Source organism: Microbacterium aurantiacum, assembly GCF_002872075.1.
Taxonomy (GTDB): Bacteria; Actinomycetota; Actinomycetes; order Actinomycetales; family Microbacteriaceae; genus Microbacterium; species Microbacterium aurantiacum_A.
This window is the reverse complement of the sequence record NZ_PGGU01000016.1, coordinates 750,946-771,283: the sequence shown is the minus strand read 5'-3', so window position 1 is coordinate 771,283 and position 20,338 is coordinate 750,946. Positions and strand designations below refer to the sequence as shown.

General features: G+C 68.9%; 14 protein-coding genes. 8 read left to right on the top strand and 6 right to left on the bottom strand.

The genetic code is table 11. The annotated features are described in order from the left end of the window. Positions 1-54 precede the first annotated feature (54 nt). A complete protein-coding gene (locus tag CUR96_RS14450; protein WP_102193963.1) occupies positions 55-3,105 on the bottom strand; it encodes a S8 family serine peptidase in 3,051 nt (1,016 codons plus the stop codon). A gap of 186 nt (positions 3,106-3,291) precedes the next feature. Here CUR96_RS14450 and CUR96_RS14445 point away from each other — a divergent pair, with 186 nt between their 5' ends. From CUR96_RS14445 to CUR96_RS14425, 5 genes are all read left to right on the top strand, one after another. Then, positions 3,292-3,834: an ECF transporter S component gene (locus tag CUR96_RS14445; protein WP_102193962.1), complete on the top strand. Its 543-nt coding sequence runs from the start codon at positions 3,292-3,294 to the stop codon at positions 3,832-3,834. A 128-nt stretch (positions 3,835-3,962) separates the two neighbouring features. Then, on the top strand, positions 3,963-5,684 hold the full coding sequence (locus tag CUR96_RS14440) for an ABC transporter ATP-binding protein (protein WP_102193961.1): 1,722 nt from the start codon (positions 3,963-3,965) through the stop codon (positions 5,682-5,684). Next, positions 5,681-6,487: an energy-coupling factor transporter transmembrane component T gene (locus CUR96_RS14435; protein ID WP_180969044.1), complete on the top strand. Its 807-nt coding sequence runs from the start codon at positions 5,681-5,683 to the stop codon at positions 6,485-6,487. Before CUR96_RS14440 ends, CUR96_RS14435 begins: the two co-directional genes overlap by 4 nt. Positions 6,488-6,500: 13 nt before the next feature. Beyond that, positions 6,501-7,376, top strand: coding sequence for a siderophore-interacting protein (locus CUR96_RS14430; RefSeq protein ID WP_102193960.1), 876 nt, complete (start codon positions 6,501-6,503; stop codon positions 7,374-7,376). Continuing rightward, positions 7,373-8,047 carry an ECF transporter S component gene (locus CUR96_RS14425; protein ID WP_102193959.1) on the top strand — a complete coding sequence of 225 codons (675 nt, stop codon included), beginning with the start codon at positions 7,373-7,375 and terminating at the stop codon, positions 8,045-8,047. Before CUR96_RS14430 ends, CUR96_RS14425 begins: the two co-directional genes overlap by 4 nt. Before the next feature lie 69 nt (positions 8,048-8,116). Here CUR96_RS14425 and CUR96_RS14420 read toward each other — a convergent pair whose 3' ends face one another. Further along, positions 8,117-9,280: an acyl-CoA dehydrogenase family protein gene (locus CUR96_RS14420; RefSeq protein WP_102193958.1), complete on the bottom strand. Its 1,164-nt coding sequence runs from the start codon at positions 9,278-9,280 to the stop codon at positions 8,117-8,119. Between the two features lie 162 nt (positions 9,281-9,442). Further along, the gene (locus CUR96_RS14415) at positions 9,443-10,372 is read right to left on the bottom strand and encodes a M15 family metallopeptidase (RefSeq protein ID WP_102193957.1); all 930 of its coding nucleotides are present in this window, start codon (positions 10,370-10,372) and stop codon (positions 9,443-9,445) included. 84 nt (positions 10,373-10,456) lie between these two features. On the opposite strand from CUR96_RS14415, the gene CUR96_RS14410 reads away from it, so the two are divergent. Then, the gene (locus CUR96_RS14410; protein WP_102193956.1) at positions 10,457-11,500 is read left to right on the top strand and encodes an Rv2578c family radical SAM protein; all 1,044 of its coding nucleotides are present in this window, start codon (positions 10,457-10,459) and stop codon (positions 11,498-11,500) included. Between the two features lie 49 nt (positions 11,501-11,549). After that, the gene (locus tag CUR96_RS14405) at positions 11,550-12,089 is read left to right on the top strand and encodes a YaeQ family protein (RefSeq protein WP_102193955.1); all 540 of its coding nucleotides are present in this window, start codon (positions 11,550-11,552) and stop codon (positions 12,087-12,089) included. A 19-nt stretch (positions 12,090-12,108) separates the two neighbouring features. Here CUR96_RS14405 and CUR96_RS14400 read toward each other — a convergent pair whose 3' ends face one another. Together CUR96_RS14400 and CUR96_RS14395 are read right to left on the bottom strand one after the other, a co-directional pair. After that, entirely contained in the window at positions 12,109-13,296 is a 1,188-nt protein-coding gene (locus tag CUR96_RS14400) for a PIG-L family deacetylase (protein WP_102193954.1), read from the bottom strand. A gap of 137 nt (positions 13,297-13,433) precedes the next feature. After that, positions 13,434-15,866, bottom strand: coding sequence for a DEAD/DEAH box helicase (locus CUR96_RS14395; protein ID WP_102193953.1), 2,433 nt, complete (start codon positions 15,864-15,866; stop codon positions 13,434-13,436). A gap of 273 nt (positions 15,867-16,139) precedes the next feature. Here CUR96_RS14395 and CUR96_RS14390 point away from each other — a divergent pair, with 273 nt between their 5' ends. Next, the gene (locus CUR96_RS14390) at positions 16,140-17,036 is read left to right on the top strand and encodes an aldose 1-epimerase family protein (RefSeq protein WP_102193952.1); all 897 of its coding nucleotides are present in this window, start codon (positions 16,140-16,142) and stop codon (positions 17,034-17,036) included. 117 nt (positions 17,037-17,153) lie between these two features. On the opposite strand, the gene CUR96_RS14385 is transcribed toward CUR96_RS14390, so the two are convergent. After that, entirely contained in the window at positions 17,154-20,324 is a 3,171-nt protein-coding gene (locus CUR96_RS14385) for an efflux RND transporter permease subunit (RefSeq protein ID WP_102193951.1), read from the bottom strand. Positions 20,325-20,338: the final 14 nt, after the last annotated feature.

The window sequence follows — 20,338 nt, the reverse complement described above, 5'->3', positions numbered from 1 at the left end:
GGGCAGCACGACGCCCCGCGGTCCGTGGACCGCGGGGCGTCGTGGTGGATGCTGCTACTCGGCGGCGACCGTCACCACGGTGCGCACCTCGGAGTCGCCGTACTGCACGACGCCGAGGTAGTCGGTGCCGGCGGTGAGGCCGGTCCAGCTGAGCTCGTAACTCGTCTTCTCGCCGCGAACGGCGTCGATCGGATTCGGCGTCGCAGTGAACGCGCCCTCTCCGCCCTGCACGACGTTGGCGTAGGTCATGTCCCACGTCATCGGCCCCGTCGTCGAGTACATGTTCGCGACGACCAGGTACGTCCCCGCGGTCGGCGCGGTCACGGAGACCTGCTCGTCCGCGGAACCGGTCGCCGACGCCCAGCGCTCGTAGTAGCGCAGGTCGTCCGGCGACACGACACGGAAGACCGTGAGGTCGAGGTCGCTGCCCTCATCATCCGAGGAGTCGAGGTCGAACCGCGAAAGCGTGGTGCCCTCGGGCACCGTCACGATCCAGGAGACGTCCTTGTTCTCGTCGCCCGAGTTCTCGTTCCCCGAATGCCCCTCGACGGGGTTGGCCTCGTCGACGAGCAGCTCGAACGGTGTCAGACCCGACAGGTTGAGCGGCAGTTCGCCGTCCACGCCCGGCGTGATCTCCACCGCGGTCGATCCGTCGGCGCCGGTTCCGGTGACCTCCGCCGGAGCATCCGCCGTGACGGGGAACACCGCGATCGGAGAACGCACCGTGTTCGCGTCGCTCGACCACGTGAGCGAGCCGGTCGCCCACTGCTCGACCGGTGCGCTCTGATTGTCGAAGGTGACGGTGAACGTCGCCGTCTCGCCCGCGGCTCCGAACTCCAGCGTGGCGGGTTCGACGGTCACGTCGACACCGGGAACGTCGACGGATGCGGTGAACGCACCTGCCTCGGTCGAGGTGACCGTGCGGGTCACCGTCTGCGCACTCGCCAGTGAGCCGATCGAGATCGACGCGATGTTGAGGTCGCTGCCGTCGACCGGCTCGACGCCGTCGAACTCGGCGAGACCCTTGCCCTCGATGAAGGCCGCCCAGTCGGCGACGTCGTTGAGGTACAGCAGGCCCGGCTCGAAGTAGCGCGTCGGGTCGACGTGACCTGCGCCCTGCTCGAAGGGGTTCGTGTTCGCCGAGCCATCGGCCAGCACGGTGTCGTAGGCGGTGGTCATCATCGCCGACTTCACCTCAGCCGGCGTCGCGTTCGGACGCTCACCGAGATACAGGGCGCCGAGGCCGGCGACATGCGGCGACGACATCGAGGTTCCGGAGAGGATCTCGAACGTCGGCTCCGCACCGGCGGCGTTGTGGCCGGCCGCGAGGATCGCGACACCCGGGGCGGTGACATCGGGCTTCATGATGTCGCTGCCGTCGGCCAGCATCGGACCGCGGCTGGAGAAGCCGGCGATCTGCGGCACCGGCGTGACCTCGCCCGTGGTGTTCTCGCCGACGAGCGTGATCGGGCGGTCGACCCCGCCCTGCACGTAGGCGAGCACCGCCTCGTGGTGCACCGAGGACAGGTGCACGGTCGGCACGGCGTGGAAGTCGTTGTCGAGCGAGTCCGCACCACCCGGCACGTTCACCAGCACGACGCCGATGCCACCGGCTTCCTTCACGACCTGCGACTTCTCAGCGCGCGCGTTGCCACCGCGGTCGCAGACGACGATGTGGCCGGCGACCTTCGCGGGGTCGAGCGTGCCGGGCATGCACAGCTGAGGATCGACGGCATCCACCACCGCCGCATCCCCCGCGTAGATGGAGGGGCCCTGCACCGTGGTGCCGAACGGCACGCTCACCGAGGCGCCCGCCTCCTCGAAGCCGTCGAACTGGACGGTGCCCTCCCACGTCGGGATCGTGGATGCCGCCACGGTGGTGTACCACGGCGACGCGTGATCGGCGGTGGCCGGATCCGGGCCGTCGTTGCCCGCGCTGACGGCGACGAACACGCCGGCGGCCGCCGCGTTCAGGAAAGCGATGTCCTCGGGCGCGAGCACGGTGGACGCTGCTCCGCCGCCGATCGAGTAGTTGATCACGTCGACGCCGTCCGCGACGGCCTTGTCGATCGCGCCGACGAGGTCGCTCAACGCGCAGATGTCGTCGGTGGTGACGGTGGTGTCCGGGCCGACGTAGCAGGCCTTGTACGCCGCGACCTTCGCGCCGGGGGCGACACCGGAGACCTTGCCGAAGTCGACACCGGCGACGGCTGCCTCCACGCCGAAGTTGCCGGCAGCGGTGCTCGCGGTGTGCGAACCGTGGCCGTCGCCGTCGCGCGGCGACAGGTAGTCGTACTGGAAGTCGAAGCCCGCCGCCGCGGCTCCTGCCGAGAAGTACTGGGCGCCGATGAGCTTGGTGGAGTAGTCGCCCTTGTCCCAGTCCTGGGCCTCGAGCATCTCGGCCTGGAACTGGCCGCCGTCGGACTTGTCGAAGTAGACGTAGGTGCCGTCGGTGTAGGGCTGGTTTCCCTTGTGGCGGTTCTGCTGCTTCTTCTGCTTCTTCAGCTTCTTGCCGTCGAAGGAGGGATGCTCCGGCGCGATACCGGTGTCGATGACGCCGACCACGACGCCCTCGCCGGCCTTGCCGACCCCGCCGGTCTCCTGCCAGACGCCGCCACGGCCCTTCTTGTCATCGCCGAGTCCGAGGAAGTCGGTGGAGCTCTGCGCGTCGGGGTGGCGGATCTCGTCGGGGAAGACGCCGAACACGTCCTTCGAGGTGCGCAGCTTGTCGACCTGCTCGCCGGTCAGTTGAGCGCTGAAGCCGTTGAGCACGACCTGATAGGTCGTGTCTGGCGTCACTCCGACCTGCTCTGCGAGGCTCTGCTGCTCGCTCTCCAGGTGCTTCACGTATCGCTGCGCGTCATCGGACTGCGCCTCGAGCTGGCCACCGGCATCGGGCTTCGTCGCCTTGAGACCGTTGATGTCTCCGGTGTAGCTGGCCAGCGGGTCGGACTTCATCACGACGATGTAGTGCCCCGGCGTTCCTGCGACGGGGACGGGATGTGTCACCTCCCCCACTCCTGCGTAGCCTGCGGTTGCCGTCGAAGCGATGAACAGCGCAGCCAGGGTCGTGGCTGCTGCCATCCGGAGTGGGGTCGAACCCATGTACTGCTCCCGATGATCACGATGGGGCCGGGTTGCCACATCGTCGTCAACTTAGCCGCGGGTCCAGGAGACGCACCAGACGCTGCGCGGAAACCTAGACGAACGGCCAGTGCCGACCCGCACCACCGGCCAGGACGCCGGCCGGCGGCGAGCCGTGCCCCGAGGAGCCGCCAGTAGGCTGAGGAAGTGACCCGCACCTCCACCCTGTCCACGCGAGTGCTGCTGGTCTGCGCGGCGATCGGTGTCGCCACGGGCATCCTCGGCGGAATCGCCGGGTGGCTGACCATCCCCGTCCTCGCCGGTCCCTTCTTCCTCTACGGGCTCGTTCTCGGCTCGCACGTGCTGCCCGGCATCATCGCGCAGGAGGTGCTCCGCCAGCCGCTCGTCGCTCTGGTCGCGCACGTGATCGCGGCCCTGATCGCCAGCGCCTTCAACCCGGCGTGGACGCTGCGCTTCCTCGGCACCGCGCTCCTGTTCGGTGCGATCCAGGAGGGCGTCGCGGCGCTCACCCGGTATCGCTCCTGGGGGCCGTGGCGCTTCTTCATCTCCGCAGCACTGATCGGCATCTTCGTCGCGGTCGTGGTGTACTTCGCCGCCCATCTGTCCGTCATGGCGCCGTGGGCGCAGATCCTGTACCTGACGATCTCCGTGCTCGGGCCGGTCCTGTGGACCGCGGTGGGACTGGCGATCGGTGCGGCCCTGCGCCGCGCCGGAGTCGCTCGGCGCTGACGCGGCTTGCTCGCTGCTCCGCGCGTCGACGCGTCGGGGGACTGCCGCGTCGTCCTCGCTGGATGGCAAATCAGGTAAGGCTACGCTAAGTTGGAACGGTATTCGATCCGCCGACCCGAGGCTCCGCCGTGCGCCCATCCGTGCCCCTGCTTCGCGTGCGTGACCTCACTCTCACCCACGCGGACGCGGCGCACCCCTCCCCGCGCGACGTCAGCTTCGACATCACTGCAGGCGAAGTCGTGCTGCTGCTCGGCCCGTCGGGCTCAGGCAAGTCCACTCTCACCCTCGCGCTGAACGGGCTCATTCCGCACGCGCTGCCGGCGAGCATGACCGGCACTGTCGAAGCCGGCGGCCTCGACACGGCGTCGACTCCGACGGCGGTGCTGAGCACACACGTCGCGATGGTCTTCCAGGATCCGGATGCCCAGATCGTGACCGGAACGGTCTACGACGAGGTGGCGTTCGGGCCGGAGAACCTCCTGTTGCCGCTCGAAGAGGTGCGCCGCCGCGTCGAGGACTCGCTCCGTCGCGTCGGCCTGTGGGACCGACGCGATGAGAACCCCGACCGCCTGTCCGGCGGCGGGCGCCAGCGCCTGACGATCGCGTGCGCGCTGGCACTCGGCTCGCCGTTGATCGTGCTCGATGAACCGACGGCCAATCTCGACCCGCAGGGGATCGACGACGTGTACGCCGCCCTGGCGGATGTCGTCGCCGAGGGCGACAGGGCGATCCTGCTCGTCGAGCACAACCTCGACGCCGCGATGGAGTTCGTCACGCGCGCGATCGTGCTCGACCGAGCCGGCCGCGTCGCGTTCGACGGCCCCGCGGCCGAGATCATCCGTGCGCACACGGACGAGTTGATCGAGATGGGCGTGTGGCTGCCGGCTGCAACCCTCGCCGCGCGGCGACTGGAAGCAGACGGCATCCGCCTCGACCCGCTCCCCATCACGCCGGAACAGCTGGCCGACGCGCTGGGCATGGTACGGATGCATGCCCAAAGTACGGATGCAGGTCGAAAAGCGCCCGAATCGACCGACATCTGTACTTTCGACCGACAGGTGTACCGCGCGGAGGGGCACACGGCACCGATCATCCGCGCCCGCGGCCTCACCGTCCGGCGCGGTCGCACCGAGATCCTGCACGGCGTCGACCTCGACATCCACGCAGGCAGCCTCACCGCGATCATCGGCGCGAACGGCGCGGGCAAGACCACGTTCATCCAAGCGCTGGCCGGAGTCGTCCCGCCGCCGAGGAATCAGGTCGATGTCGACGGGCTGGACGCCGGAACAGCCTCGCCGCGCGATCTCGCCGCCCGCATCGGCTTCGTCTTCCAGAACCCCGAGCATCAGTTCATCGCCCACACCGTCTTCGACGAGCTCGCCCACGGCCTGAGACTGCGGGGCGCATCGGATGCAGAGATCGCCGAACGCGTCCAGGGGATGCTCACGCGGTTCGGCCTCGAGGCCAAGTCCGGCATCCACCCGTTCCTGCTCTCCGGGGGCGAGAAGCGCCGCCTGTCGGTGGGCACCGCCCTGATCTCGCAGCCGCGCGTTCTGGCCCTCGACGAGCCCACGTTCGGGCAGGACAGAGCGAGGGCGTCCGAACTGCTCGACCTGCTCGAGTCGCTGCGTGAAGCAGGCACCACGATCGTCCTCGTCACGCACGATCTGCAGCTCGTCGCCGACCACACGACGCATACCGTGGTGATGGCTGAGGGGCGTGTGCGCGCGGCCGGTCGCACCGGCGATCTGTTCCGCGACGACGAGCTGTTCGCGGGCGCGGGCCTTCGCCTGCCCGCCCTGCACCGGATGCTGCCACCCGCGCTGCGCGGAAGGATCCGCGAGCATTGAGCGCCACCGCCATCGATCCGTACGCCACGCAGGCCGCTGCCGCGCCGCGGCAGTTCCTGCACGCTCTGAATCCTCTGTCCAAGGTTGTCGGCGTCGCGCCGGCGATGCTGCTGCTGCTCTTCGTGCGCGACCTCACGACACCCACGGCTTTCCTGGTGCTCTCCTACGCGGTGATCTTCATCGGCGCCAGACTCAGCCGCCGCACGGCCGCGCTGTTGCTTCTCGCGCTGCCCGTCGGCATGGTCGCGATCGGCATCGGGTTCTCGCTGTGGGTGGATGCGGCGCGCGTCGACGACAGTGCGGCGGTCCTGCAGCTCGGCGGCTGGACCCTGTACGCCGGGGCACTCGAGATCGGATTCGCGACCGGACTGCGCCTCGGCTCGATCGTCGCGCTCGCCCTGATCGGCGGGCTGACGACGACCGGACCCGATCTGGTGCGGGCGAGCGTGCAGCAGCTGCGCGTGCCGTACCGGATCGGTTACACCGCACTCGCGGCATTCCGGTTCGTACCGAGGTTCGGGCATGAACTCGCCGTCATCCGCGCGGCGCACCGGGTGCGGGGTCACCACGGCGGACGCGGACCGTTCGCGCGCATCGCCAGGGGCTGGGGATACATCGTTCCGCTGCTCGCCGGAGCCATCCGGCACGCGGAGCGCGTCGCCCTGGCGATGGACTCCCGCGCGTTCGGCGCCCATCCGACGCGCACCGAGCGTCACCTCGTTCCGTTCCGGGCACGCGACTGGGTCTTCATCGCGCTGTGCCTCGCGGTATCCGCTGCGATCTTCATCATCTTCACCTTCTGAGAGAGAGGCGCCCATGGCGTTCAGCAAGCTCGTCAAGCCCGAGTCATCCGAGCTCATCCACCTCACCGTGCTGCGTTCCGAACGGCTCTCCCCGCACTGGGTGCGGATCACGTTCGGCGACGGAGAGGTCGAGAAGTTCCGCCCGATGGGGTTCGACCAGTGGTTCCGCCTGTTCCTGCCGATCGCCGGTGAGGCGGGGCTCGACCGGGTTCCCGCGAAGGCGAACAAGATATTCGGCTACCTGAAGTTCCTGCGCATCCCCGACGATGAGCGTCCGGTGATGCGCAACTACAGCGTGCGCGCCTACCGGCCCGCCGACGGCGACCGCGGCGCCGAGATCGACGTCGACTTCGTGCTGCACGGGTCTGCCGCCGATGGCACCGCCGGTCCCGCATCCCGGTGGGCGGAGACCTGCCAGCCCGGCGAGCACGTGCTGATCATCGACGAGGGTCTCACCTTCAACCCGCAGCGCGGCACCGACCGCGTCGTGCTCGTCGGCGATGAGACGGCGCTGCCCGCGATCGCGTCGATCTGCACCTCGCTGCCCGCCACGGCCACGGGTACCGCGGTGATCGAAGTGCCGTCGACGGACGATGCGCTCGAGTTCCCGCATCCGGCCGGCGTCGAGGTGGTCTGGATCGTGCGGTCCGACGGGGCCGCGCCGGGCGCCCTCGCGCTGGGCCGCCTCCGCGAGCTCGCGCTGCCGGACGCGCCGTTCCACGCCTATGGTGCCGGCGAGCAGTCCCTCGCCAGCGGAGTCCGCAAGCACCTCGTCGGGGAGCGCGGCGTCGACAAGAACCAGGTCAGCTTCTGCGGCTACTGGAAGGTCGGGGCGTCCTCTCCCGCATCGAAGACGGCACGCGAGGCCGCCGCGGAGCCGCTGGTATGAGCGGGCTGGACGCCGCCGAGCAGGCCGCGGCGTCGCCGGGAACGAATCCCTATGTCCATGCGGGGTCGGAAACGCACCCCGCAGCGCCCTCCGCGCTGGATATTCAACCTCGCACGGGAGCGGCGGGCCGGTTCCGCATCCCGACCGCGATCCTGCTGACCTGCGCAGCGCTCGGGGTGGCCGGCGGCCTGCTGCTCGCGCCGGCGAACTGGATCTCGACCATCCTGTTCGCGGGGTTGCCGTTCGTGAGCGTCGCCTTGGCAGGGCTCTGGATGCTGCCCTCCGTGATCGCGCTCCGGCTGCTGAAGCGCCCGCTGGTCGGGATCCTCGTCGGTCTGCTCGCCGGGCTCGTCATCGTGCCGTTCTCCGGCTACGGCTTCAGCAGCGTGCTCACGAACCTGTGGTGGGCGGCGTTCACCGAGCTGCCGTTCCTGTTCGTGATCTGGCGCTACTGGGGCACATGGCTGCACTACCTCGGTGCCGCCATCGTCGGCATCGTCTATCCGGTGCTCGCGTGGGCGTCGTTCGATCTCGGCTCGATGAGCGTCGGCGTGCAAGTGGCGTTCTTCGCGATCACGCTGGCGAGCTGCGTGGGGTCGACCGCCCTCGGCATCCTCATCGCGGATCGCCTCCGCAAGGCGGGAGTCGGCGGGCGCGCACGGCGGGCCTGACCGCTCGCCCGATCGGCAGACGCCAGAGGACCCCGGATGCAGGCATCCGGGGTCCTCTGGGCGTTCGGCTCAGCGCTTGCCGACGATCTGACGTCCGACGAGGTCGCGCATGATCTCGTTCGTGCCACCGTAGATGCGATGCACGCGAGCGTCGGTGAAGGCCCGTGCGATCGGGTACTCCATGATGTAGCCGTAGCCGCCGTGCAGCTGCACGCCGGTGTCGAGCACCTCCCACTCGCGCTCCGTCGTCCAGAACTTGAGCTTCGCGGCATCTTCCGCGGTGAGCTTCTGGTCCTTGTAGGCGAGCAGAGCCCGGTCGACGTAGGCCCACATCGCGTCGATGGTCGCCGACATGTCCGCGAGCCGGAAGCGGGTGTTCTGGAAGTCGGCGATGCGCTCGCCGAACGCCTCACGGTCCTTCGTGTACGCGACGGTCCAGTCCAGAGCCGCCTGCGCGGCCGCGGCCGCCGCGACGCCGATCGACAGGCGCTCGAGCGGCAGGTTCAGCATCAGCTGGATGAACCCCTGCCCCTCCTTGCCGCTGATCAGGTTCTCGTCGGGCACGAACACGTCGGTGAAGCTGAGCTCAGCGGTGTCCCAGCCGTGGAAGCCCATCTTGCTGAGCTTCTTGCCCTGATCGAAGCCCTCCATGCCCTTCTCCACGAGCAGCAGGCTGAAGGCGTCAGGGCGGTTTCCCTCGCCGGTCTTCACGAACGTCACGACGACGTCGGCCGTCGAACCGGAGGAGATGAACGTCTTCGCACCGTTGAGGATGTAGCCGCCGTCGACCTTCTTCGCGTTGGTCTTGATGCCGCGGAGGTCGGAGCCCGCCCCCGGGTCGGTCATGGCGAGCGCGCCGAGCACCTCGCCGGTCGCCATCCGGGGCAGCCATTTCTCCTTCTGCTCCTGCGTCCCCATGTGCACGAAGTAGGGAACGGCCAGGTCGTCCTGGATGCCGAAGGCGCCGGCGAGCGAACCTGCGCCGGCCGCGATGACCTCCTCCATGACGATGGTGCGGAAGCGGTAGTCCTGCAGCATCCCCGCGCCGCCGAACTCCTCGGGGACCGACAATCCGATGAGCCCAGCCTCACCCGCGGCACGCATGGTGTCGCGGTCGATCTCACCAGCCGCATCCCACTTCTCGATCGCCTCGTTGCTCACGTGGCGCTTGACGAACTCCTTGACGAGGTCGCGGAACGCCTCGTGATCCTCTTCATAGATGTCGCGTTGCATGCCGTCCTCCCGAACGTGTCCGTGCGTCTTCGCTCCGGTGATTCTATGTCGGCAGGTGGTCGAGGCGGCAGCGATTGTGAGAATGCATTCCACAAAAGGTGAGACTGGGTACCGTGATTGTGGGATGCCGCAGGACAGGCCCGACGGTGTCGGGAATGGCGCTCAGTGCGGGTAGTCGGGAGCGGCCGGGAGGCCGAAGAACTCCTCGAGCGTGTGGAACCCGCCGTGGTGATATGCCGCCGCCAGCTCGACGCCGATGTAGCGGATATGCCAGGGCTCTGGCTCGTACCCGGTCGCCCCGACACCGACCGTCTCGTACCGCACGATGAACCCGTGCTCCCAGCTGTGCGCGGCCACCCACTCGCTCTGAGCGGTACCGCCGAAAGCGTCGATCCCTCCGCAGCCGTCCCCGCACGCGACGACGTCCAGCGCGAGCCCGGTCTGATGCTCGCTGTGACCCGGACGGGCCGACCCGGCATCAGCCTCCGCCTGTCCGAGCTCCCGCACCTGCGAATCGTAGTTGGCCACCTGCAGCCCGTACGAGCGATAGCCGTTGTTCGCGCCGAGCTGCCCGGCGCCGGCGGCATTCGCAGCCTGCGCCATCTCGCCCGCCGCGGCGGCCACTTCGGGCCGGGCCAGTCCGGCGCTCGTCGTGACCTGCAGGGGCATCTGCACGAGAGCGGCCGGAGTGAAATCCATCGGCACCAGCGGCCGGGCCTTGTTCACGACGACCCAGCTGCGGGCAGGGTCATCCAGGGCGATGCACGGAGCGTTGCCCGCGACCACCGCTGCGCGGAACTCCTCACCCCCGCCGAATCCGGCCACCGTCGCCGCATCGTCTCCCACCGTCAGCGCCTGCTGCACCGCCGGGTCTGCGCACGGATCGGCCGCGGGCGTCGCTGCGGTGTCGACCGCCGGAACCTCCACCACGACGATCGGCTCCGGCTGCTCGGCCGCAGATGTCGACGCGTCGGAGGCGCCGGCCAAGGAGAGCAGCGCACCGAGCGCGGTGATCGCCAGGCCGATGGGGAGTGCGGGTCCTTGGATCGGGGATCGCGACGCCGCATGCTGTGGCTGCGGGGCGGCGTACATGGCTCCATTCTCCCCCATCGAACATGATCGAACATAGATACTCATCCTGGTTGACAGACCTTCGTTCCTATGTTCGTATGGAGTATGCGCTGGCAAGGACAGAAGGTCGGAGATGTGGATGACGCCGCGCTGCCCGGGCTGGAGGATCGCACCAGCATCCTCCGCTCGGTTACGACGCCCGAGTTCGCGGGAATGACGTTCCACGAGGTGCTCAGCAAGTCGGCGCTGAACAGCGTGCCCGGCGGCTCGCGGATGCCGTTCAGCTGGACGATCAACCCCTATCGCGGATGCAGCCACGCCTGCACCTACTGCTTCGCCCGCGGCACGCACGAGTATCTCGACCTCGACGGAGGCGGGGACTTCGATTCGCAGATCGTCGTCAAGGTCAACGTCGTCGAGGTCCTGCAGAAGGAGCTCCGTCGCGGCAGCTGGAATCATGAGCTCGTCGCGCTGGGCACGAACACCGATCCGTATCAGCGGGCGGAGGGGCGCTACGCGCTGATGCCGGGGATCATCGAGACGCTCGCCGCATCGGGCACTCCGTTCTCGGTGCTGACCAAAGGCACGCTGATCCGGCGCGACATCCCGCTGCTCGTGAAGGCCGCGCAACGTGTGGCCGTCGACGTGCAGATGTCGATCGCGATGTACGACGACGATCTGCAGAAGGCGATCGAGCCCGGCACGCCCAGCACTCAGGCACGTCTGGACACCGTCAGGGCACTCGCGGATGCCGGGTTCCGCGTCGGGGTCTTCCTGATGCCGGTCCTGCCGCACCTCACCGATTCGGTCGCGGCGATCGACGAGGCACTGCGGCGCATCAAGGCGTCCGGTGCCGCGTACGTCATCTACGGAGCCCTCCACCTGCGTCCGGGAGTGAAGCCGTGGTTCCTGCAGTGGCTCGGCGAGTTCCGCCCGGACCTTCTCTCCTCTTACAACGGCCTGTACCCGGGGACGGCATCCGTCGCACCGAAGGCGTACCGGCAGTGGCTCGCGAAACGCGTCCGCCCGCTCATCCGCGCGCACGGCCTGGACGGCCGAGACGAGGACGACGTGACTCCGCCCCGGCGGATGCAGGCGCGGGCGGCACCCGTGGCGGCATCCGCCCCCGTCCAGCCGATGCTGTTCTGACTTTCCTGGCGGCTCAGCGGGCGGCGGCGAGCGCGTAGGCTCGACGGTTATGGCTATCGGCGCAATGATCCACACGTTCACCGTGCAACTCGCCGATATGGACCGCGGCGTCTACGACGACTTCACGCTCCGTGTGGCACGGCATCCGTCCGAGACCGATGCGTACATGCTCACCCGCGTGCTCGCGTACTGCCTCGAGTACGCCGAGGGGATCACCTTCGGCGACGGCATCTCATCCACCGACGAACCCGCCGTGCTGGTGCGCGATCTCACCGGGCGGATCCTCACCTGGATCGAGATCGGAGCTCCCGATGCCGAACGGCTGCACCACGGCAGCAAGCTCGCCGACCGCATCACCGTATACACCCACCGCGATCCCGCCAAAGTGATGGCGCCATGGGCCGGAAAGCGTATCCATCAGTCGGAAGCGCTCACCCTGCACAGCTTCGATCCCGGCTTCATCGACTCCGCCGTGCGCGAGATCGAGCGGCGCAACACCCTCACGCTCTCGGTCACGGAACGCGAGCTGTACCTCGATCTGAACGGCACGACGCTCACCTCTGCGGTCCACGAGCACCGACTCGAGTAGTCGCGACTCCGTTCGTTCCTCAGGGACGAACGACCTCTGCATCCGCGACCAGGTACTGCCGCTGCAACCAGGCACCGAACTTGTGCACCCCGAGGCAGCCCTGGGCTCCGGAGCACTTCGACGCCAGCACCGAGTCGTGGGAGGCGTACGCGGCGAACGCGTCGAGCTTGCGCTGCAGTTCCTCGCCTCCGAGGTTCACGCCCTTCCACTCGCTCGGGTACCCGACGGCGTACTGCACCGTCGGGCTGCTGATCAGGCCCTGGTCGACGAGGTTCGAGACGAGCCTTCCGGTCGCCGAGTGGTCGGGGTGATCGCCCTCGGAGAGCGGCGAGAGCGATGTCATGTGCGCGAGCACCGCCTGCGGCGCGTACGCCGTCACCATCTCCGAGATGCCACCCTCGAGGGCGGCCAGCGTGACCTCACGGCCGGCGTCGATCGTCGTCATCGAGGCGACTGCGCCGGAGAGGAGCTGGGGCAGCGCCTGGTTTCCCGTGGCCGGGAAACCGTACGCGTCCAGACCCCCGTCGGGCAGCCGTACGAACAGGAGGGCGACCCGGTTGTCACCCACCGGTGCGGTCGAGGTGACGGTGAGGCCGCTGCGCAGCGTCACCGTCGTGTCGAGCCATTCGCCGGTGGCGCCGCGGATGACGTCGTAGGCGGCGCGGATGCCGGTTTCGCGGTTCGTCGCGTACTCTGCTCCCTTTCCGGCGTCGGAGCCCGTGATGAAGAGCGTGCGGACGCACTGGCCCGCGGCGATCGCGTTCGCGATCGTCGGGTTGCCGAAGATCAGGTCGTCGTCGTAGTGCGCCCAGACCGTGACCATGGCCGCGGTCGTGCACGGCGCGGTGTACTGCAGGGGCGAGACGAAGGTCGGCGCGTGCGCCGGAGCCTGCGTGACCAGACCGATCAGGCCGCACTGCGCTGAGCCGGCCAGGAAGTCGATGGCGTTCGCCGCCGTCTCCGGGAGCTCACTGAGCACGTCAGCGGTGACCGTGGCCGGGCACTGCTGCTCGGTGATCTCTGTGATCCGCAGCGCGGTGAGCGAGTTCGCCGGCGGCGTGGGCGTCGGGGTCGAGGTGGCCGCCGACGTCGGCTCCGGCGCGGGCGGAGTGACGCACGCCGCGAGCAGCGAGGCGAGGACGACGGTGATGATGACGGCTCCGGCAGTGCGCGTCCGCGCAAGTGCGCTCGGTCGTACCACGCTCATTCTGAATCCCCCCGGTCAACGGTCACAGCTCACATGATCGACGACGCACGGGAAGGCGATCAGCATTCTGGGGGCGGCCATCGGCCGCCCCCAGAACTCCTAGCGACATTCTTAGCAGATCAGCGCGTCCTGATCGGTCAGGCCGTGAGATCGGCCGCGCTCGGCGCCCGGCCGGTGATCTCCTCGAGGATGTCGTCGTCGAGACGCGCGTTCTCGAACGGCGCGTCGATCTCGGCGCGCTCGAGCAGCTCGGTCATGCGTCGCTGCCGCTGACGGGTGATCAGCGTGACCACGCGGCCGGAGCGACCCGCGCGGCCGGTACGGCCGGAGCGGTGCAGGTAGGTCTTGTACTCATCCGGAGCATCGGCCTGAACGACCAGGTCGATGTCGTCGACGTGGATGCCGCGGGCCGCGACGTCCGTCGCAACGAGCACGTTCACGCGACCCGAGGTGAGACGCTCGAGGTTGCGCGTGCGCTTGGCCTGGTTGAGATCGCCGTGCAGCGAGACCGCGGGAATCCCCGCGTCGTCGAACTGCTCGGCGAGCATGTCGGCGTACGCACGTGTGCGGGCGAAGACGAGGGTCTTGCCTGCACGGTCGACGAGCGAGGTGAGGATCTCCGCCTTGTCGCGGTGCTCGATCACGAGCACACGGTGCTCGATCGTGCTGGAATCCTGGTCCTCGCCGGCGACCTCGAAGACGGCAGGGTCCACCAGGAACTCGTCGACGAGCGCCGCCACCTCACGGTCGAGCGTCGCCGAGAAGAGCAGCTTCTGGCTCCCCTCGGCGGTGTGGCGGAGGATGCGCTGCACGGGCTCGACGAAGCCGAGCTCGCACATGTGGTCGGCCTCGTCGAGCACCGCGATGCGGCAGTCGGAGAGGTCGAGCTTGCCCTGGTTGATGAGGTCCTCGACGCGGCCGGGGGTGCCGATGATGATGTCGACGCCCTTCTTCAGCGCACCCACCTGGCGTCCCTGCGGCACGCCGCCGTAGATCTGCGTGGTGAACAGGCCGACGCTGCGCGCGATCGGCTGGATGGTGCGGTCGATCTGCAGAGCGAGCTCGCGCGTCGGCGCGAGGATGATCGCCCGCGGGGAGCGGCCGAACTCGCGACGCTTGCCGGCCTGCGACTTCAGGACGTTCTCGACGAGCGGCGCGCCGAAGGCGATGGTCTTGCCGGAGCCGGTGCGGCCACGGGCGAGCACATCGCGACCCTCGAGGACGGCCGGGATGCTGGCGGCCTGGATCGCGAACGGCGAAGCCGCGCCCATGTCCTTCAGCGTCTCGACGATGTTCGAGCCGAGGCCGAGATCGGCGAAGGAGACCCCGTCCACGGCGACGGCGGCGACGGACTGCGCCTCGAGCCGCTCGTGCACGACATCCTCGGTGTGCTCGGTCTTCGGCTTGGACGTCTTGTTCCAGTCATCACGTGCCGGGCGGTCCTCACGACGCGGACGGTCGCCCGCGTCACGACGCGGGCGCTCGTCGCGGTCGAAGCGCGGGCGGTCCGTGCCGCGATCATCGCGGTTCGGACGGGCGTCGCGATCGAAGCGCGGACGCTCGGTGCGGTACGCGCCACCCGTCGACGGACGGCTGCGCTCGCCGCCGCGGTCATCACGGTTCGGACGGGCATCGCGATCGAAGCGCGGACGATCGGTCGAGGTCCGGTCGCCGGCGCGGGGGCGCTCGTCGCGTGCATCGTACGAACGGTTCAGCCGGTCGCGATCGAAGGCACGACGGGCGCGGTCGCCGTCGAACGAACGGTTCGGCTGGTCGTCGCGACCGGTGGAACGGTTCGGACGCTCGTCGCGGTCGAAACGCGGACGCTCGGTCGAACTCCGGTCGTAGCGCGGGCGGGCGTCGCCGCCGGTGCGGTAGCTCCCGGCACCACCCGACGAGCGCTGTCCGCGGTCGTCCTGACGCGAGCGATCGCCGAAGCCGCGGTCGTCCTGACGCGGGCGATCGTCGCGGTAGGTGCCTGCGCCGGTCGGACGCGCACGGTCGTTGGAGTTCCGATCGAACCGCTGGCGGGCATCACCGCTGCTGCGATAAGTCCCGGCGCCGTTCGACGAACGCTGTCCGCGGCCGTCCTGGCGCGGGCGATCGCCGAAGCCGCGGTCATCGCGACGCGGACGGTCGTCGAAGCGACGGGCCGTGCCTGCGGCGGGACGGTCGGTGAAACGGGGACGGTCGGAGCCGCCCGCGGTGCGCGGACGCTCGTCGCGGTGGTGCGGTGCCTCGCGGCGACCGGACTCGGCGCGGTTGCGGATGCTGCGGGCTTCGTCGCGGCCGGCGCGCTCCTGCGCGCTCCAGCGCTGCTTCGGCGCACCCGACTCGGCCTCTGCGGGGCGGTAACCACGGTGTCCGGAGCTGCGGCTGCCTGGACGGCTGTCGTAGCCGCCGGCAGAGGGAGAGGACGAACGCGAACCGGCATCCGCCCGTCCGCCGCGCTCGCCGTCGCGCGATGCGCCGCCGTTGTGGCGGTCATGGAACGAGGTCTTCTTGGCGCCGAAGCGCGGCTCGAAGTTGCGAGCGGGCCGCCCGCCCTGGGGCTTCTTGTTCTTGGGCATGGGTATGTCCTTCTGGGTTCTCGCACGAGAACAGCGCTGCGCACGCGCGCGAGCACCCTGCGCCTCATCGAGAGATCACGACAAAGCTCGGGGTCCGGACTGTCAGCGGCCGGGGCCATTCATGTGATGGTTGATTTGCGTCGATCGACGCTCACCATCGGCCCCTGGACTCACACTTCTTACACAAAAACGTCCGCGCTCTGCGCGGGTGTCCGAAGCCGACCGAACAAGTTTAGCCGATCCACCTGAGAATCCTCCCCGTACGATGACGTGGTGACCACGTACTCCCCCACCGGCACCCAGGTGCACCTTCGTCGCGGCGACGTCTCCGCGCAGATCTCGCAGGTCGGAGCATCCCTCCGCTCCCTCACCGTCGGCGCCGTCGACCTCGTGCCGCCGTACCCGGAAGACGCGCCGACGCCGTCCTGCTCCGGCGTGGTACTGACGCCGTGGCCGAATCGCGTGCGGGACGGCCGCTGGAACGACGACGGCACCGAACGCCAGCTCGCCATCAGCGAGCCGGCGAAGAACAATGCCAGCCACGGACTGCTCCGCTTCAGCGCCTACGAGATCGATCGGACGGATGCCGCGGCCACGCTGCGCGCGACGATCGTGCCGCAGACCGGCTACCCGTACCTGGTCGAGACCTCGGTCACCTATCTGCTGACCGACGCGGGCATCGAGGTCATCCATGTCCTCACCAACCAGTCGGCCGCGCCCGCACCGGTGGCACTCGGAACGCATCCCTTCGTCACGATCGGCGATGTCGATCCGCATGAGCTGACCCTGCGGGTCGCCGCAGGCACCGCCTTCGTCACCGACGAGCGGATGCTCCCCACCGGGACCCGTCCGGCGGACCGAGCGCTGCGCGACGGGGTGCGCCTCGGCGATGTGACCCTCGACACCGGCTTCGCCGACCTGGACCGCGACGCGGATGGCCGCGTGCGCCACTCGCTCACCGCGCCGGACGGCCGTCGCGTCACGCTGTGGCAGGGCGAGGGCTTCGACTATGTGCAGGTCTACACGAGCACCGGCTACCCGGGACAGGAGCTCGCCGTCGCGATCGAGCCGATGACCGCGCCCGCCGACGCGTTCAACAGCGGACTCGGCGTTCGCCGGCTCGCCCCCGGCGAGAGCTGGAGTCTGCACTGGGGTATCGAGCTGGGCTGACGGTCGCCCCGACCCGCGCCAGCGCGCCCCAGAACAGGAGAACGGCTCCAGATCCGGAAGAAATCGCTGGATTCTTCCGGATCTGGAGCCGTCGTCCTGATTTCGGACGACGAAGGACTACTCCACCGGGTGCTCCCGGAGTTCGCGCCGGGTCAGCGGGTGGTGCTGTTCCGTTGCGGATGCGGATGCCGCGGCATCCGCTCCGTCCCGAGCGTCGTCCGTCGCGCTGTCACCGTCGCCCACCCTCTTCGCCCTGCGCCGCTCGCGCGCACCCTCGACGAGGTTGTACAGCGTGGGCAGCACGATGAGGGTGAGCACGGTCGAGGAGATGAGACCGCCGATCACGACGATCGCCAGCGGCTGCGAGATGAATCCACCGTGTCCGGTGATGCCGAGCGCCATCGGCGTGAGGGCGAAGATCGTCGCGAGTGCCGTCATCAGGATCGGGCGCAGACGCTTCTCTCCACCGGCCATCACCGCCTCGGCGGTCGACAGCCCCTTCTCCCGATACTGGTTCACCAGGTCGATGAGGACGATGGCGTTCGTCACCACGATACCGATGAGCATCAGGACGCCGATGAGCGATGCCACGCCGAGGGGTACACCGGTCACGATCTGCAGCAGGATCGCACCCGTCGCCGCGAACGGCACCGAGACGAGCAGCAGCAGCGGCTGGCGCAACGACTTGAACGTCGCGACCATGACGACGTAGACGATCAGGATCGCGGCGAGCATCGCCAGTCCCAGCTGCGAGAACGAGTCGGCCTGCTGGGTGGCGACGCCGCCGACGGCGGCGGATGCCCCGTCGGGCAGTTCGACCGCGGCGAGCGCCTCGTTCACCGTCGCCGTGGCGACCGCCAGGTTGTCGGACGTCGGGGGCACCGTGATCGTGGCGGTGCGGCGGCCCTGCTCCGTGGAGATGGAGGTGGGCCCGTTGCGCTCCTCGACGGTGGCGATGTCCTGCAGCTGCACGACCCCGAGCGGCGTCGGGATGCTGAGCGCACGCAGCGCATCGGCCGTCGCGGGGGGCTCGGATGCGGCGAGGTAGACCGTCAGCGCCGTGTCGCCGATCTCGATCGAGCCGAGCTGTGACGGACGCATCGTGTTCGACACGATGGAGCCGACGGCGACCTCGGAGAGTCCGCGTTCCGCCGCGGCGGCACGATCCACCACGACGGCGATGTACGGCAGCGACGCCGCGAGGTTGTCGGTGACGGTACCGATTCCGTCTCCGCCCTTCAGCTCCTCCATCACAGCGGACGTGGCATCCGCGAGATCCTCGGAGTTCGACGCCGTGACGGAGATCGCGATGTCACTCGATCCGAAGCCCGCTGACGCGGCGACCGACACGTCGCCGACGTCGTCGAGATCGCCGATCGCCTTCTGCACCTCGGCGCGCAACGCCTCCTGGTCGGCATCGCCGTCGGTGAGGACCGAGTACGTGACCCCGGCGCTTCCGGAGAACGCGTCGCGCAGCGCGGAGCCGCTCGAGCCGATCGAGGCCTGCACGTGCTCGACGCCGTCGACGCCGAGCAGCGCCTCTTCGACGGCGATCGCCGCGTCGGATTTCGCCTCCAGGCTCGCGGTCGGACCGAGGTCCTGCGTGACGCGCATCGTGTTCTGCCCGGAGTCGCTGAGGAAGTTGACCTTCATCAGGGGGGCTGCCGCGAGGGTCGCACCCAGCACGATGACGGCGAGGATCACGGTCACCACCGAATGCTTGAGCGTCCAGCCCAGGATCGGGCGGTACATGCGCTGCAGCGGTGTCGGCGGAGCATCCGGGTGCTCCGGATCGATGACCCTGCCCTGCTCGTCGAGCAGCTCCTTGCCCGGCCGGAGGAACCAGTAGGCGAGCACAGGCACGATCGTGAGCGAGACGAGCAGCGACGCGATCATCGCGATCGAAACCGTCACCGCGAACGGGCGGAAGAGCTCGCCGACCATGTCGCCGACGAACACGATCGGCAGGAACACGGCGACGGTCGTGATCGTCGAGGAGGTCACGGCCATGGCGACCTCGCGCACCGCGAGCCGGATCGCATCGCCCTTGTCGGCATCGCCGACGTAGTGCCTCTTGATGTTCTCGATGACGACGATCGAGTCGTCCACGACGCGTCCGATCGCGATCGTGAGCGCGCCGAGCGTGAGGATGTTCAGCGAGTAGCCGAAGGCCTGCAGGCCGATGAAGGTGATCAGCACCGATGTCGGGATCGAGATCGCCGTCACCAGCGTGGACCGGATCGAGAGCAGGAAGACGAGGATGATGATGACCGCGAACGCGAGTCCGAGCAGGCCCTCGGTCGCGAGCGTCTCGATCGACTGCACGATGAACGGCGCCTGGTCGAAGATCACCGTGAACTCGGCGTCAGGGAACGCCTCGCCGATCTCGTCGAGCGCCGCGAGCACGCCCTGCGAGACCTCGACGGTGTTCGCCGCCGGGAGCTTGGTGATCGAGATCGACAGCGCATCCTTGCCGTCGACGCGGGAGATGGAGGAGACCGGGTCGGATTCCTGCACGACCGTCGCGACGTCGCCGATCGTCGCGGCCGAGCCGACGAGAGGGAGGGCAGCGAGTTCCTCGACCGAGGTGATCTTCGCGCCCGTCTGCACGGTGAGCGTCTGGCCGTTCTCGGTGATGGCGCCGCCGGGGAACAGCGTGCCGTTCTGCTGCAGCGCCTGGCTGATGGCCTGGGTGCTGAGCCGCTGCGCGGCGAGCGCGGCGACGTCGGGGGTGATCGTGATCCGCTGGCCGAGACCGCCGACGATCTGCGCGGCGTTGACGCCGTCGACGTCTTCGAGCTCGGGAATCGCGACGCTCTCGAGTTCGGCCTGGGCGTTCTCGGCGTCGTCGAAGCCGGTCACCGCGACCTGGATGACGGGGAAGTCGTCGATAGCCACGGCGAGCACCTGCGGGCTCACATCTTCGGGGAGCTGCTGCGAGATCCTGTTGATCGCCTGCTGGATCTTCTGCTCGGCTGTCGCGAGGTTCGTCCCGTACGCGAACGTGGCCTGAACGATCGATGCGTTCGTCGTGCTCGTCGCCGTCGTCGATTCGAGCCCGGGCACACCCTGGATCGCCGATTCGATGGGCGTGGAGACGTCGTTCTCGACGACCTCGGGCGAGGCCCCGGGATAGGTGGTCATCACCACCAGGTTGGGCAGCTCCAGCGACGGGATGAGCTCCTGCTTGAGGCTCGTCAGTGCGAGTCCGCCGAAGACGGCCGCGACGATCGTGATGAGAGCGATGAGAGCGCGGTTCTTGAGGCTCAGGACGGCGAGGTTCGACACGGCTGTTGTCTCTC